This is a genomic window from Actinomyces glycerinitolerans, from assembly GCF_900098745.1.
Taxonomy (GTDB): Bacteria; Actinomycetota; Actinomycetes; order Actinomycetales; family Actinomycetaceae; genus Actinomyces; species Actinomyces glycerinitolerans.
In genome coordinates, this window is sequence record NZ_FQTT01000002.1 from 15663 (window position 1) to 30045 (window position 14383).

The window sequence follows — 14383 nt, forward strand, 5'->3', positions numbered from 1 at the left end:
CGGTCCAGGATCTCCGGCACCCTCTGTGTCACCGCCGCCCAGAACAGGTCATCATTCATCGACTGACGGCGTCGTTCACAGCGGCACCGCCTCTCGGACGGCGCTCTTGAGGGCATCGGGCACCGAGGTATCAGCCACCGCCTCGACCGGGAATCCCGTGAGCTCCTCAACCTCGGCGGCGAAAAGGGCCAGATCGAACAGGTCGGTGCCGGGGGCGGGCGTGACCAGCAGATCAATATCGGAGTCGAAGGTGTCCTCACCGCGCAACGCTGAGCCGAACACCCGCGGATTCGCGAAGCCGTGAGCCCTGGCACTGGCGCTGATCTCATCGGCGTGTGCGGCGAGCGGAATGGACGGACGGTAGTCGGCCGCACGCAGGACGCGTTCCAACATTTCGTCGGAGACGGAACGCCTGCCCGACTCCATCTGGGCCAGACTCGGCTGCCGCAGGCCAGCACGTTCAGCCAACTGGGTCTGCGTCAACCCCGCGTCACGTCGTGCGGCACGGATGAGCTCGGGCGCCGCATCAATGTTGAAGCGCCTCATGCTCAAAGTGTATAGCAGGAATGCTATTACGCTGCGGCGTGTTTGTGTCGGCGCCTCGACGTAGCCTGAGCCCCATGCCAGCCACCGCACCCGCCAGCACTGCCCCGTCCAGCCCAACCACCATCAGTGTGCGCGGCGCCCGCGTGCACAACCTCAAGAACATCGACGTCGAGGTGCCGCTGGGGAAACTGGTGACGGTGGCGGGCGTGTCCGGGTCGGGCAAGTCCTCCCTGGCCCTGGGGGTGCTCTACGCGGAGGGCGCCCGCCGCTACCTGGAGTCGCTGTCCACCTACACGCGCCGGCGCCTGACGCAGGCGGCCCGCCCCGACGTCGACGAGGTCCTCCACGTCCCCGCCGCCCTGGCCCTGCACCAGCGTCCGCCCGTACCCGGCGTGCGCTCCACCTTCGGCACCTCCACCGAGGTGCTCAACTCGCTGCGCCTGGCCTACTCGCGCCTAGGTTCGCACTGCTGCCCCAACGGCCACCCCAATGCGCCCAGCACCGACGTCGCCCTCGAGGTCCCCACCACCTGCGCCACCTGCGGGGTGGAGTTCTACGGTCCGGGCGCCGAGATGATGGCCTTCAACTCCGAGGGCGCCTGCCCCCGCTGCGAGGGCACCGGCGTCGTGCGCACCGTGGACGAGGCGAGCCTGGTGCCCGACGAGTCGCTGTCCATCGATGAGGGCGCCGTCGCCCCCTGGCAGAACCTGATGTGGTCGCTCATGAAGGACGTGGCCCGCGAGATGGGCGTGCGCACGGATGTGCCGTTCCGCGAGCTGACGGAGCAGGAGCGGGAGATCGTGTTCCACGGCCCCGCCGAGAAGAAGCACATCCTCTACGTCAACGAGAAGACCGACGTCGCCGCGGAGATGGACTTCACCTACTACAGCGCGGTGCACACGGTGGAGAACGCCCTGTCCAAGGTGAAGGACGAGCGGGGCATGAAGCGGGTGGAGAAGTTCCTCCACGAGGCCGTCTGCCCGGACTGCGGCGGCTCCCGCCTGTCGGAGGCGGTGCGCTCCACCAAGGTGAGCGGCATCGGCCTGGACGAGGCCTGCCGGCTCCCGCTGGGCGAGCTAGTGGAGTGGGTGGCCGGCATCCCCGACACCATGCCGGAGGAGCTGGTGGCCATGGCCCGGCAGATCGTCGACGAGCTGACCGTCACCGCCCGCCGCCTGCTGGATCTGGGCCTGGGCTACCTGAGCCTGGACCGGGCCTCCTCCACCCTGTCCACCGGGGAGCGGCAGCGCGTCCAGCTGGCCCGGGCCGTACGCAACCGCACCACCGGGGTGCTCTACGTGCTCGACGAGCCGAGCATAGGCCTGCACCCGGCCAACCTGGACGGTCTGACCGGCGTGGTGCGCGACCTGCTGGCGGACGGCAACTCGGTGCTGGTGGTCGATCACGACGTCGCCCTGCTGCGCGAGGCCGACTGGTTGCTGGAGATCGGTCCGGGCTCGGGGCAGGCGGGTGGCGAGATCGTGGTCAACGCGCCGGTGGAGCGGGCGGTTGCCGACCCGGCCAGCCGCATCGCCCCGTTCATCACCGGCCGGGCGGAGGTCGTATGCCGCGAGCGCGCCGAGGCCGCCGAGGCCTTCGCCCACGGCGCCATCCACCTGGAGACCGCACCGATCCATACGGTCCACGCGCTCGACGTCGCCATCCCCGAGCAGCGGCTCACCGCCGTGACCGGCGTGTCCGGCTCCGGCAAGACCACCCTGGTGCTGGAGTCACTGGTGCCGGCGCTGCGCGCGCTCGCCGACGACGCCCCCCTACCCGCCCCGGCCACCTCCATCCAGACCGAGCAGACACAGCGAGTGGTCGTCGTCGACGCCTCCCCCATCGGCACGAACGTCCGCTCAACCGTGGCCACCTACTCCGGGGTCATGGACGAGCTGCGGCGCGTGTACGCGCGCACCCCGGCCGCGCGCCAGGCGGGGTTGAAGGCCGGCGACTTCTCCTACAACACCGGCTCGCTGCGCTGCGATCACTGCGACGGGACCGGCCAGATCGTCCTGGACGTGCAGTTCCTGCCCGACGTCGACATCGTCTGCCCCCAGTGCGGCGGCTCCCGCTACGGCGAGGCGGCGCGTGAAATCCGCCGAGTGCCGGGCGGCGGGGCCGCAGGCGCCCGGGCGGCGGGCGACCGGCAGGCCGACGGGGGCGATGGCCACCAGACAAACGGGGACGACGACGGCCGGGATGACGCGGGACTGTCCCTGCCGGAGCTACTGGCGCTGACGGTGGACCAGGCCGAACGGGTCTGTGCCGACCTGCCCAGGGTGCGCCGCCACCTGCGCCTGCTGTCCGAGCTGGGACTGGGTTACCTGACGCTCGGGGAGACGACGACGGCCCTGTCCGGCGGCGAGGCGCAGCGGTTGAAGCTCTCGGCCGACCTGGGCCGCGACCAGCACGGCACGGTGTTCGTGCTCGACGAGCCGAGCATCGGCCTGCACCCGCTGGACGTGCGCGTGCTGCTGGGGGTACTGGACCGGCTGGTGGAGCGGGGCGCAAGCGTGGTGGTCATCGAGCACGACCTGGACATGATCGCCAACGCCGACTGGGTCATCGACATGGGCCCGGGCGGCGGCGAGGCGGGCGGCCGCGTGGTCGCCGCCGGCACCCCGGAGCAGCTGGCCGCCGCAGCAGAGCGGAACGCGAACACGGACGGCGTCTTCCCCGCAGACGCAACCAGCAGCGTCACTGCCCGTTACCTCGCCGCCCATCTGTCCTACGCAGCCTCCCCCTCCCGCCGAGGTCGGTAGAAGTTACGTGCCGAGGTCGGTTCAAATGACGCGTCGACGACTGCCCTCCGATTCCCGCCGGCCTGCGAGTCGCCTGTCCGGAGACACAGTGTCCAAATCTATGACAAACGACCGTTGACGCCCGCCAGACCCGATCCGGCGCCCGCATGATTCCAACGATTCGTCCGCAGCGACCGACATCGCCGGACCCGTTTGTCATAGATCCGGACACCCCGACCACACATCCGGACTACGTCCCGTCAGTCGACCGGTATGACCCCCACAAAACAGCGGCCCCTCCACGAGAGCCCTCATCGATCCCATCACCGCAGCGTTACCTACCATCTGCCCCGACAGAACTCGCACCATCGCCATCCCGGGCGCCGTCGGCGCCCTCCACGTCCTTCCGGGGCCGGCCCCTACCCCGCATGGGAGCGGCCTTTACGCCCCGGCCGGCGTCGTCGAGCGCGCGGCGCAGGATGATCTCGATCTGCGCATTGACCGAGCGCAGGTCGTCGGCGGCCCACTTGGCGATGGCCGCGTGGACCGCCGGGTCGAGGCGCAGCAGGACCTGTTTGCGCTTACCGCCCGTCATCGGCGCCCTCCGTCACCGAGCCGACCGACCTCAGGCGTACAGGGAGCCGGTGTTGACGACTGGCTGCGTGCGCTGGTCGGAGCAGAGCACCACCAGCAGGTTGGAGACCATCTGCGCCCGGCGCTCGTCGTCCATGGAGACGATGTCGTCCGCCTCCAGGCGCTTTAGGGCCTGGTCCACCATGGTGACCGCGCCCTCCACGATCTGCTCGCGGGCGGCAATGACAGCCCCGGCCTGCTGCCGCTGCAGCATCGCCTGGGCGATCTCCGGGGCGTAGGCGAGGGAGGAGATACGCACCTCGATGATCTCCAACCCGGCGATCGCCACGCGCGCAGCCACCTCCTCGGCCAACTCGGCGGAGACCAGGTCGGTGCCGCCGCGCAGGGAGGTCTCGCCGGGGCCGGGCTCGTCGTAAGGGTGGGTGGTGGCCACGTGCCGCAGCGCCGACTCCGCCTGTGCCTTGATGAAGGCCTCGTACTCCTCGACGGCGAAGACCGCGCGCGCCGTGTCGGCCACCTGCCAAACAACAATGGCCGCGATCTCCACGGGGTTGCCGTCAAGATCGTTGACCTTGATCTCGTTGGTCTCGAAGTTGTGGACCTTGATGGACACCTTCTTGCCGGACGTCAGCGGCGGCACCAGGACCAGGCCGGTGCGGCGCACGGTGCCGACGTAGCGGCCGAAGAACTGGCGCACGCTGGTCTGTCCCGGGGCCACGATGACGAAGGAGGAAAACAACAGCAGCGGGATGGCCAGGCCCACCGAGCCTACGACCAGGCGCGACACCCCACCCGGTTCACCCTGATCCGCGGCGATGGCGCCGGTGATGAAGGCGGCTATAGACAGGCCGAATATCCCCAGCAGCAGGAGCAGCACCAGGAAGGCCGCACCGGATCCGGCGCTGATGGCGGGACGCTCAGCGATGTCGACTCGCCCCTTGACGACGCCGGACTCCTGCTGGGCGATGGGGGCGTGGGGCGCCGCGGACATGATGACCTCCGGTTCGAACCGCTGCGGCGGAGGCGAACCCCTCCCGACTCCCGCAGCAGCTATAGCAATATGATAGCTATTTTTTGACGGGAGGCAAGCTCCTTCCCCTGCCGCCACCCACCCGCAGGCCCACGCCTGTCACCAGATGCACCACTTTCAATCACATCGCGCGCACCACGCTGACAGAAACGACCTGATTCCGCCGAATCACCGAGCGCTCACTACCGGGCAGGCTCCTAAAGTGGTGCATTCCGTGCCACTGCATCGCCACACCCCACCCCCTACCACCGCAGTAACACTCTCCTCATCGAGAGCTCGCGCGTGCAGTTATGAGCAGCGGCGCGTCGCGGCATCGGCCAGCAGTTGACGCAACTCATTCAAGTCGCGACACACGACATCGGCCGGCCGCGCTCCGCCAACGCTGACTACGACCATGCCCGCAGCACGCGCCGCCGCTAGCCCGGACTCAGAATCCTCTACTCCAGCCACCTGCCGCGGCTCGACACTCAGGCGTCGCGCCCCCAGCAGATAACCCTCAGGGTCCGGCTTGCCGCGCACGACGTCATCAAAGGCGACGATGTCCGGAGGGTGAATGCCGGCGGCACCAAGTCGCGCAAGCGCCAGTCGCCGATAAGCGTTAGTGACCACCGCCCAAGGAATGCCGTTCTCCTGCATCCACGCGACTAGCCGTAGGGCACCTGGGGCCGGACGCACACCAGAAGTGTCCGCGCACTCGCGCTCCAGATGTGCCGCCACATGCTCGTCCACCTCCGCAGCAGATATGTCCGGCAGAAACCGCCTGACGGTCGTTGCCGCATCCGGACCATGACACACTGCCAGCACGGCGGCCGGATCAAGATGATTGTCCCGCGCCCAGGCCGTCCATGCGGACTCGACGGCATCGTTGGAGTCAATCAAGGTTCCATCCATGTCGAACAGGAGGGCGCGACAGGAGGCAAGATGATGCATGAGTGAAGTCATACATCCATTAAACTCGTACGCCGAGTAAAAAACTAGAGGGAGGCCCCGTGGCATCACGACGCACCACTGCCGATCAACTCCGCTGGACGCTTGCGGCCGACGTCTGCGCGCTGGTGCGCAAGAACCCGGGCATCACCCGTGCGCGGGTCGCTCACCACCTCGGTATCTCCAGCGGAACAGCGGCCGATCTCGTGACGAGGATGCGTCAGGCAGAACTCCTCGACGAAGGAGAAGCCGTTCCGCACGGGCGCGGCCGCCCCACGGCTGCACTCACTGCGCATCCCCACGGTCCACTCGTCCTTGCGATCGAGATCGGCGCCACCGATTGGCGCGTATCCACCGCTGGCGTGGACGGCCGACCCGCCACCGTCGCATCGGGCTCACACAACGGGAACAGCCCCCGGAGCGTACTCGCCCCGCTCCGTCAAGCTTCAGACGCGGTGGTCGAGCACCATCCCGGCAGAGTGCAGGCTGTGTCCGTGGCCATCGCCGCGACCGTCCGCGACGGAAACATCGTCCAATCCTCGGTCCTGGACTGGCAGCGGACGAGCCTCGCACCGTTGACCGTGCCGGGCGCCGAACTGTTCGTCACCAATGACGGCACCTGCGAGGCCCTGGCGGAGTCGCGCCGCGGCGCCGCTCGCGACGGGCGCAGCGCCTTACACGTAACCGTGCTCAACGGTGTTGGCGGAGGACTCGTCCTTAACGGAACCCCCGTACTCGGGGCGACCGGCCTAGCCATGGAGATAGGCCATCTTCCTTTCGGCGACCCGGATGCGGTCTGCGGCTGCGGGGCACGCGGCTGCTGGGACACCGCACTGGGTACAGGCGCGCTGTCCCGGACACTAGGACTGAGCGACTCCGCTACGGCCACCGTCGAGGCCGCCATCACCCAGGCCGCTCCCCACGATGTTCCCGTCATTGAAGCCGCCGCGGCGAGCCTTGGACGAGGCTTAGCCGGATTGATCAACACCACCGACCCCGACATCGTCACACTCGGCGGAATCGGCCCGCTTCTGCGTTCACGTTCGCCAAAGGCCTTTGAGGCCGCCCTGGCGAGCGGCCTCATGCGGTGCCTGCGCGATGACCGCCCGCGTATCGTCTCCGGAGAACTCGGTTCCGACGCCGCATCGATCGGCGCCATCGAAATCGCTCTGGACGCCGTGACGAGCCCCACCGGTCTCACCGCCTGGGAGGTGAGACGAGCCCAGTAGCCGTGCCCGGTGTCGGGCTGGCCCCGTAGCCTGGTGCCATGACCCCGCAGGACGCGCCCTCGCTCTTCGACGCCGCGGCCGACGCCGGCGGCCCGATCGTCGACGACCCCACTCGCCCGCTGGCGGACCGGCTGCGGCCGCGCACACTCGACGACGTCGTCGGGCAGGACCACCTGTTGGCCGCGGATGCGCCGCTGGGGCGGATGGTCGCCGCCGGACGCCTGGCCTCGATCATCCTGTGGGGCCCACCCGGCTGCGGGAAGACGACGATCGCCCGGCTGCTGGCGGACCGCACCGGCCTGGTGTTCGAGCAGGTGTCGGCCACCTTCTCCGGCGTGGCCGACCTGCGCAAGGTTTTCGCCGCCGCCGCGCGCCGCCGCGAGGTCGGCCAGGGCACGCTGCTGTTCGTCGACGAGATCCACCGCTTCAACCGCGCCCAGCAGGACTCCTTCCTGCCGTACGTCGAAGACGGCACCGTGGTGCTCGTGGGCGCCACCACCGAGAACCCCAGCTTCGAACTCAACGGGGCCCTGCTGTCCCGCTGCCAGGTACTGGTGCTGCACCGCCTCGACGACGACGCCCTGGCCGAACTCCTTGCCCGCGCCGAGGCGCTGCTCGGTCGGCGACTGCCGCTGACCGACGGCGCCCGTCGCGCGCTGCTGACCATGGCCGACGGCGATGGGCGCTACCTGCTGGGCATGGTCGAGCAGGTGGTCGGTTACGCGGACTCCCAGGGGGCGACCCCCGACACGGGCGCCGATACGCCCACGGGACCCGCCCCCACCGAGCCCGCCGCACTCGATGAGGAGGCGCTGGCCGCCGTCGTCGCCTCCCGGGCGCCCCTGTACGACAAGTCCTCCGAGGAGCACTACAACCTCATCTCCGCGCTGCACAAGTCCATGCGCGGCTCCGACCCGGACGCCGCCCTGTACTGGTTGGCGCGCATGCTGGCCGGCGGGGAGGATCCGCTCTACATTGCGCGGCGGCTGGTGCGCTTCGCCTCCGAGGACGTCGGCATGGCCGATCCCGGCGCGCTGCAGATGACGCTGGCCGCCTGGGACACCTACGAGCGGCTCGGCTCCCCGGAGGGCGAGCTCGCCATCGCTCAGGCGGTCGTCTACCTGGCGACGGCGCCGAAGTCGATCAGCGTCTACCGGGGCCTGGGGCGGGCGATGAGGCTGGCGCGGCAAACCGGTTCACTCATGCCGCCGGCACACATACTCAACGCGCCCACCCGGCTGATGAAGGAGCTCGGCTACGGCGAGGGCTACCAGTACGACCCGGACACCCCCGAGGGCTTCTCCGGCGCCGACTACATGCCGGAGGGCCTGCCGCCGCGCGAGCGGCGCGAGCGCCTGTACGAGCCCACCGCCAACGGGCAGGAGCGCCGCATCCGTGAGCGCCTGGCCTACTGGGACGACCTGCGCGCCAAGCTCCGCTCCGACAACTGATGCCTCAGCAACCACCACTCGAGCGCGGGCGGGCCACACGCATTCGGTTCACCTTCGTGCATAAGAGTTGCTATACTTAGCCCATGGCGGCACCTTCTTCTGCCTCCGAACTCGCAACAATCGCGCGGAAAACCGACGCGGACGTGCGCGAAGCGCGCGCGCGTCTGGTCTCTGCAGTACGTGCCGCCCATCGCGCAGGCATGACGCAAACCGAGATCGCCACCCAAATCGGTCGTTCTCAACCCGAGGTGTCGCGCCTCCTCCACTTTCATGGGACAACTCCGCTTGCTCGTTGCTTGCGTGCGCGTCGCGCCGAGGTGACCAAGTGCATCAAGGAGGCCGGGGGCTCCAACGTGAGGGTTTTCGGTTCGGTAGCCACCGGCAAAGACCACCAGGATTCAGATATCGACCTGCTTTTTCAAATGGATCACCCCATGAGCCTCATGGAATTGGAGCGGCTCGAGGCCCGCCTTGAAACTATCCTGGGGACCAGCGTCGACCTTGTCCCCGACTCCGCTGTCGCCCCCTATATGCGCGATCGCGTTCTCCGAGAGGCGGTCCCCCTATGACTCCCACGAGTCGCACGCCGCTTGAGCTCATCGATGAAGCCCTCTACCACTTTGAAGCCGCACAGGCCTACGCTCAGCGTGATATCACCGACCCCATGACTCTTGACGCGATATCGCTCCGCCTGGCTGCAGGCATTGAGGCGTTCGGCGCGCTCCCACCCCGTCTACGAGATGAGGCAGCCCAAGGGGAATGGCACCTCCTAAGAGGAATGCGCAATCGCATTGCTCACGGCTACCTGCAAGTCGATCCAACCATCGTGTCAGCGACCGTTCAGCGTGACGTGCCAGCGCTGGTTGCGACCCTTCGTTCCCTGCATCAAAGACTCAGCAGCAACTGATACTGTCCGACTGTTCATCTGCAACAGCAGGTACTCCGTCACGGATAGGGAATACCGACTCACCGCGCAACGCCATATCGACCGATCTCGACGGTAACGTCGACCGATCTCGATGGTTATATCGACCGATCTCGGCGAGGGGGCACGGTGAGCGACTGTCAGCGCTCGCAGAGGACGGCGACGGTGCGGCCGGGGACGGTGATGACGCCGGTGTTGGCGTCGAAGCGGGTGTCCTTGACGATCGGGTCGGCGCCCTCCATCTGGATGTCGCTCAACTCGAAGTAGCGATCCATCAGCGCGTCGACCCGCTGCTTGACGGTGCCGGGTTCCGGGTTGAAGACCACCAGCAGCCCGTCGAGGTCGGGGTCAATGTCGCTGTCCCCGGCGCCGTCGTCGATCAGCATGATTACCAGCCCCGGGGCGGCGTCGTCGGCGGTAGGGAACGAGACGCGCTCGCGGATGAGCGCGGCCGTCCCCAGGGAGAACAGCCGACTGGAGCGCCGCAGCCGCAACAGGTCGAGGGCCTGCTCCTGAGCGGCGGCAATATCCGCGGCGGTGGGACGCAGATCCTCGTGCATGAGGATGCCGGCCTGCACCACCCAGGTGTCGAAGTTGCGGGCGGCGGGCGGCAGCCCCCGACCCCAACCGTTGTCGCGCCCGGTCCAGTCGATGGCGTTGAAGTGGTCGCCGGAGTTGTAGGAGTCGGTGTCCAACGACTTGCTGCGCAACAGCTCGGTGCCCGCCGCCCAGAAGCAGGGGGACTGCCCGAGCGTGACGGTGGCCAGGCACAGCGTGTTCATGCGGATGCGCTCGGCCATGGGGGTACCGAGCGGCAGCTTGTAGGCGAGCCGGTCGAACAGGGTCTCGTCGTCGTGGGCGTCGACGTAGTTGATGGAATCGCTGGGGGCGAGCCCGTAGGCGGCGGGTTCCTCGCCGTAGCGGATCTCCTCCCCCCTGACCCATTGCCCGTCGGGACCGGGCAGCTCGAAGTCCCGCAGGTTCCCGGCCAGGGCCAGGCGCACCAGGTCGGCGCGCCAGGCGAGGTCGTTCCGCAGAGTCTCCTCGGAGCGGTCGTCAAAGCCGTTGGGGTCGGTCAGCTCGCCGTTGCCCAGGCCCTGCGGCACCCGCGGGTCGGTGTCCGCGCCGCGTCCATGGACGGCGTCACGGACGCGGTCATTGAAGGTGCCAATGCCGAGCGCGCCGACCTGCCCCTGGGTGGCCTGAGTGAACAGCGCATTGTCCGCCACCTCCCCCATGTTCCAGCCCTCGCCGTACAGGTAGATAGGGTGGCCGACGGCGTCGTCCGCAACCTCCGCCAGCGCGTCCTGGAGCCGGGCCATGGTCTCAAGCGAGTGGTAGCCCATCAGGTCGAAGCGGAAGCCGTCCACCCGGTAGTCGACCACCCAGGACACGCAGGCGTCGATCATGAGCCGCTCGGCCATCCGGTGCTCGGTGGCGATGTTGTTGCAGCAGGTGGACATCTCCACGTTCCCGGCGGCGTCGAGGCGGTGGTAGTAGCCGGGGACGATCCGGTCGAGCACGCTGTGAGGATCCTGCCCGGAGGCCCCGGTGTGGTTGAAGACCTGATCGAGCACCACCTGCAGACCCATGCCGTGGATCGCGCCGACCATCTCCCGGAACTCGCGCACGCGCGCCCCGCCGTCCTGGCAGCCCGCACGCGCATAGGAGCCCTCGGGAGCCAGCCAGTGCCAGGGGTCGTAGCCCCAGTTGTAGGGGTCGGAGTCGCCGACGGCGGTGACGGCGGCCTGGGGGCGCCGGGAGGCCGGGGAGGCGTCGGCGGGAATCTCGGGGTTGTGCTGGGCGGAACGGTCCTCGGGCACGGAGCAGAAGTCGAAGGTGGGCAGCAGGTGCAGGGTGTCGATACCGGCGGCCGCGAGACTGCGCAGGTGGCGGGTGCCGTCGGAGGCGAGCGTGAAGGCGGCATAGGTGCCGCGCAGCTCCTCGGGGACGGAGGTGTCGGCGGCGGAGAAATCGCGCACGTGCAGCTCGTAGATGGCGCGGGCCGCGTCATTGGTGACGATGGGGCTGAGGTTCTCCCGCCAGGCGGACGGTTTGAGGGCGCGCTGCCCCAGGTCGACGACGACGCTCCGGCGCGAGTCGACGGTCAGTGCCCGCGAGTACGGGTCGGTAACCAGGTTCGTCTCAATCGCCCCGGTGGCGGGGACGTACACGCGTACCTCCCATAAGTACTGGGAGCCGGCGTCGATGCCCGCGGCACGAGAACTGCTCGCGTCCACTTCCCAGCGGCCGTCCCAGGACTCGGCCTCGGCGCGGTATGCGGGCACGCGAATCGGATCGCCGTCGACCAGCGGGACGGAGCCCGTGGGGTCGCCGGTGGGCCAGGCGAGCAGGGTGACGTCGACGGCGGTCGGGGCCCACAGGGCGAAGGCGGGGGCGCCGTCGGGGGCGATGTGGGCGCCGAGGGGCGCCGAGCCGTCCCGAGCCGCGGCGTCGGCGTACAGGCGGTCCAGCACCGGCCAGATCTGCACGCCGGTGAAGGCCGTGACCCAGCCGCCGGTGGACGCGGCGGTGCGCTGGACGACTGCGAGTTGGCCGGCCAGCAGCATGGTGATGTCCTCGCGCTCCACGCGGCGACCGCCGAACTCGTCCTCCAAGGACAGGGCCAGGTAGCCGCGCAGGGCGGGGTGAGCGGCCATGGCCTCCTCACCGAGCAGGTCCTCCAGCGAGCCGTGGATGCACAGGGGGATCTCCTCGCCCTCGGGACCCGGATCGAGGATGCCGTCGACCAGGCGAGCACCGCCGGCGGGGGCGGCGACCAGGCCGAAAGTGACGGGGGTGTGAGCCGGGGTGCCGACCGGTGGGCGCACGCGCAGCGCCTCGACGTCCACCATCGCCGGCATCAGGTCGTCCGGCCAGGCCAGGGTGGTTTCGTCCACCCAGTAGGCGCGGGCCTCTCCGACGCCGGGGAGCTCGTGGCGGACCGGGGCGTCGTGATGCACCGGGACGACGATGGCCATAGGAACACCTTCCTGCCTGTTGGCGCCGAGTGTAGTCCGATGCCTCCGGGGAGTAGCAAGCTGTGTCAAGACACCGCAGCGGCGCGGCCCGGACGGCGCGCTCGCCCTCAGGGTCGCAGGCCGCGCAAGTAGACGTCGACCAGCCAGTCCTGCCAGCCGGGAGCCATTTCATCGACGATCGCCCCCAGCGGCCGCGACACCTCCACCACGCCGATCTGAAAGCGGACCGGGTCCACCTCCTCACGCACCAATCCGGCAGCGTGGGCCGCCTGAAGCAAACCGGAGATGCGCGCGACGGCGCGCTCGCGCAGTGCAGGTCCCAGTCCGCCGGCCTCGAACAGCTCGGAGCGGGTACCGACCTGAGTCAGCAGCCGGCCCAGTCGTAACGATGCCACCTCACGCACGAAACCGGCCCAGGCGGCCTCGGGGTCACGGTCCCACGCCTGCTCGCAGCGCCCCGCGGCCGCGTCAAGTTGTTCGTAGACCTCGTCGGCGACCCCGACCACCAGACTCATCCGGTCTGGAAAATGCCGGTACAGCGTGCCAATCCCGACTCCCGCCTCCGCGGCAATCCTTCTGACGGGGACGTCGACGCCGACGTCGGCGAACAGCTCCCGGGCCGCCTTGATGATCGAGTCCCGGTTGGCGACGGCGTCCACCCGCATGGTGATGCTCCTCTCCCCCGCGAGCCGGTCCCGCGGACTTGCCCAGACTATATCCGGAGCGATACGCTCCGGATCACTTCCGGAGCGAATTGCTCCACTTACAGAATCGAGCAACCGATGACCGCCCTAACCCCTACCGCCGCGTCGGCTTCCAACACACCCTCGGACCCGCGGCGTTCCACCCGCGGGCTCCTGCTCGCCACACTCGGCATCCCCGTCGTCATCATCCTCATGCTCCTGGCGTTCCTGGCCCCGTCCATCAACTCCGGGGCACAGGACCTGCCGCTGGCCCTCTCGGCGCCGCAGGCCGTGCAGGACCAGCTGCTGACGCAGCTGGATACCGCCGCACCCGGGGTCTTCGACGTAACCGTCGTCGCGGACGGCGAGGCTGTGGCCGGCGCGGTTGAGAACCGTGAGGCCATTGGCGGGATCACCATCACCGCCGACGAGTCCGGCCAACAGATAGAGGTCGTCACCGCCTCCGGCGCGGGCAGCCCCTACGCCGCCCTGCTGACCAATCTCGCGACCACGCTGGAGGCGCAGTCCGACGCCCAGGCCGTGGCCGCCGCCCAGGCGCAGGGCGCCGACGCCGCCACGCTCCTGCAGGTGCAGCAGGAGGCGAGCGCCTCGCAGACGGTCACCGTCACCGACGTCGCCCCGCTGACGGAAGCCGACCCCTCCGGTGTTGGACTGTCCGCCATCGCGCTGCCGCTCGTGTTCGGCGGCATGGCCTCGGGCGTGATCCTGAGCCTGGTGCTGCGCACCTCCCCGTGGAGGCGAGCCCTGGGGGCCGTCGCAATCGCGGCGCTCGGCGGACTGTGCGTCGCCGCCGTGCTGCAGACCTGGTTCGGCGCCGTCGACGGCTCCTTCCTGCTGCTGTGGGCGGGCCTGAGCCTAGGCATCGCGGCGATCTCCCTGACTCTGATCGGCCTGCAGGAGACCCTGGGCTACGCCGGCTTCGGACTCGGAGCCGTACTCATGCTGTTCGTGTCGAACCCGCTCTCCGGCCTCGCCACCGGCTGGCAGTGGCTCCCCAGTGGATGGGGAACCTTCGGGCAGCTGCTGCCGGTGGGTGCGGCCGGCACCTGGCTGCGCTCCGCCGCGTACTTCGACGGCGCCGGCATGGGAGCCAGCCCGTGGGTACTGACCGCCTGGATCGTCTGCGGCCTCGCCCTGCTCGCACTCGGCGCATACGTCAACGCGCGCCGCAGTCGCAGAGACCGCATGAGCTGACACCTCGACCGCGCAGACTGTCATGCAGACCCTGCCGGGACGGTACGGAGGCGAGCGC

General features: G+C 69.1%; 12 protein-coding genes. 6 read left to right on the forward strand and 6 right to left on the reverse strand.

Features of this window, described 5'->3' with window-relative positions; translation table 11 throughout:
* Positions 1-75 precede the first annotated feature (75 nt).
* Positions 76-546 carry a helix-turn-helix domain-containing protein gene (locus ACGLYG10_RS03205; protein ID WP_073327881.1) on the reverse strand — a complete coding sequence of 157 codons (471 nt, stop codon included), beginning with the start codon at positions 544-546 and terminating at the stop codon, positions 76-78.
* 74 nt (positions 547-620) lie between these two features.
* Between ACGLYG10_RS03205 and ACGLYG10_RS03210 the strand changes: the two genes are divergently transcribed.
* On the forward strand, positions 621-3311 hold the full coding sequence (locus tag ACGLYG10_RS03210) for an excinuclease ABC subunit UvrA (RefSeq protein ID WP_073327882.1): 2691 nt from the start codon (positions 621-623) through the stop codon (positions 3309-3311).
* 313 nt (positions 3312-3624) lie between these two features.
* Here the strand turns inward: ACGLYG10_RS03210 and ACGLYG10_RS03215 are convergent, their stop codons facing one another.
* The 3 genes from ACGLYG10_RS03215 to ACGLYG10_RS03225 all read right to left on the reverse strand — a co-directional run bounded on the left by ACGLYG10_RS03215 (position 3625) and on the right by ACGLYG10_RS03225 (position 5856).
* Positions 3625-3885, reverse strand: a complete 261-nt coding sequence (locus ACGLYG10_RS03215; RefSeq protein WP_073327884.1) for a type II toxin-antitoxin system antitoxin — start codon at positions 3883-3885, stop codon at positions 3625-3627.
* Positions 3886-3915: 30 nt separating this feature from the next.
* Complete coding sequence (locus ACGLYG10_RS03220) at positions 3916-4875, reverse strand: SPFH domain-containing protein (RefSeq protein ID WP_073327885.1); 960 nt, start codon at positions 4873-4875, stop codon at positions 3916-3918.
* Between the two features lie 327 nt (positions 4876-5202).
* Entirely contained in the window at positions 5203-5856 is a 654-nt protein-coding gene (locus ACGLYG10_RS03225) for an HAD family hydrolase (RefSeq protein WP_073327887.1), read from the reverse strand.
* A 200-nt stretch (positions 5857-6056) separates the two neighbouring features.
* Here ACGLYG10_RS03225 and ACGLYG10_RS03230 point away from each other — a divergent pair, with 200 nt between their 5' ends.
* From ACGLYG10_RS03230 to ACGLYG10_RS16945, 4 genes are all read left to right on the forward strand, one after another.
* The gene (locus tag ACGLYG10_RS03230; RefSeq protein WP_244542556.1) at positions 6057-7070 is read left to right on the forward strand and encodes an ROK family protein; all 1014 of its coding nucleotides are present in this window, start codon (positions 6057-6059) and stop codon (positions 7068-7070) included.
* A gap of 38 nt (positions 7071-7108) precedes the next feature.
* The gene (locus ACGLYG10_RS03235; RefSeq protein ID WP_073327890.1) at positions 7109-8521 is read left to right on the forward strand and encodes a replication-associated recombination protein A; all 1413 of its coding nucleotides are present in this window, start codon (positions 7109-7111) and stop codon (positions 8519-8521) included.
* 83 nt (positions 8522-8604) lie between these two features.
* Positions 8605-9090 (forward strand): nucleotidyltransferase domain-containing protein, encoded by a 486-nt coding sequence (locus ACGLYG10_RS15515; RefSeq protein ID WP_083565434.1) that lies wholly within the window; start codon positions 8605-8607, stop codon positions 9088-9090.
* Entirely contained in the window at positions 9087-9428 is a 342-nt protein-coding gene (locus tag ACGLYG10_RS16945; RefSeq protein ID WP_073327891.1) for a HepT-like ribonuclease domain-containing protein, read from the forward strand. The genes ACGLYG10_RS15515 and ACGLYG10_RS16945 overlap by 4 nt, the downstream gene beginning before the upstream one ends.
* Before the next feature lie 158 nt (positions 9429-9586).
* On the opposite strand, the gene pulA is transcribed toward ACGLYG10_RS16945, so the two are convergent.
* Positions 9587-12427, reverse strand: coding sequence for a pullulanase-type alpha-1,6-glucosidase (gene pulA / locus ACGLYG10_RS03250; RefSeq protein WP_073327893.1), 2841 nt, complete (start codon positions 12425-12427; stop codon positions 9587-9589).
* Between the two features lie 107 nt (positions 12428-12534).
* On the reverse strand, positions 12535-13092 hold the full coding sequence (locus ACGLYG10_RS03255; protein ID WP_073327895.1) for a TetR/AcrR family transcriptional regulator: 558 nt from the start codon (positions 13090-13092) through the stop codon (positions 12535-12537).
* A 117-nt stretch (positions 13093-13209) separates the two neighbouring features.
* Between ACGLYG10_RS03255 and ACGLYG10_RS03260 the strand changes: the two genes are divergently transcribed.
* Positions 13210-14325 carry an ABC transporter permease family protein gene (locus tag ACGLYG10_RS03260; RefSeq protein WP_073327896.1) on the forward strand — a complete coding sequence of 372 codons (1116 nt, stop codon included), beginning with the start codon at positions 13210-13212 and terminating at the stop codon, positions 14323-14325.
* Positions 14326-14383 lie beyond the last annotated feature (58 nt).

Bases quoted from the DNA above. Each gene is read 5' to 3' on its own strand.
- ACGLYG10_RS03260 (WP_073327896.1), top strand. From the start codon at position 13,210: ATGACCGCCCTAACCCCTACCGCCGCGTCGGCTTCCAACACACCCTCG.
- ACGLYG10_RS03255 (WP_073327895.1), bottom strand. From the start codon at position 13,092: ATGCGGGTGGACGCCGTCGCCAACCGGGACTCGATCATCAAGGCGGCC.
- ACGLYG10_RS03220 (WP_073327885.1), bottom strand. From the start codon at position 4,875: ATGTCCGCGGCGCCCCACGCCCCCATCGCCCAGCAGGAGTCCGGCGTC.
- ACGLYG10_RS03230 (WP_244542556.1), top strand. From the start codon at position 6,057: ATGCGTCAGGCAGAACTCCTCGACGAAGGAGAAGCCGTTCCGCACGGG.
- ACGLYG10_RS16945 (WP_073327891.1), top strand. From the start codon at position 9,087: ATGACTCCCACGAGTCGCACGCCGCTTGAGCTCATCGATGAAGCCCTC.
- ACGLYG10_RS03225 (WP_073327887.1), bottom strand. From the start codon at position 5,856: ATGACTTCACTCATGCATCATCTTGCCTCCTGTCGCGCCCTCCTGTTC.
- ACGLYG10_RS03205 (WP_073327881.1), bottom strand. From the start codon at position 546: ATGAGGCGCTTCAACATTGATGCGGCGCCCGAGCTCATCCGTGCCGCA.
- ACGLYG10_RS03235 (WP_073327890.1), top strand. From the start codon at position 7,109: ATGACCCCGCAGGACGCGCCCTCGCTCTTCGACGCCGCGGCCGACGCC.
- ACGLYG10_RS03210 (WP_073327882.1), top strand. From the start codon at position 621: ATGCCAGCCACCGCACCCGCCAGCACTGCCCCGTCCAGCCCAACCACC.
- ACGLYG10_RS15515 (WP_083565434.1), top strand. From the start codon at position 8,605: ATGGCGGCACCTTCTTCTGCCTCCGAACTCGCAACAATCGCGCGGAAA.
- ACGLYG10_RS03215 (WP_073327884.1), bottom strand. From the start codon at position 3,885: ATGACGGGCGGTAAGCGCAAACAGGTCCTGCTGCGCCTCGACCCGGCG.
- pulA (WP_073327893.1), bottom strand. From the start codon at position 12,427: ATGGCCATCGTCGTCCCGGTGCATCACGACGCCCCGGTCCGCCACGAG.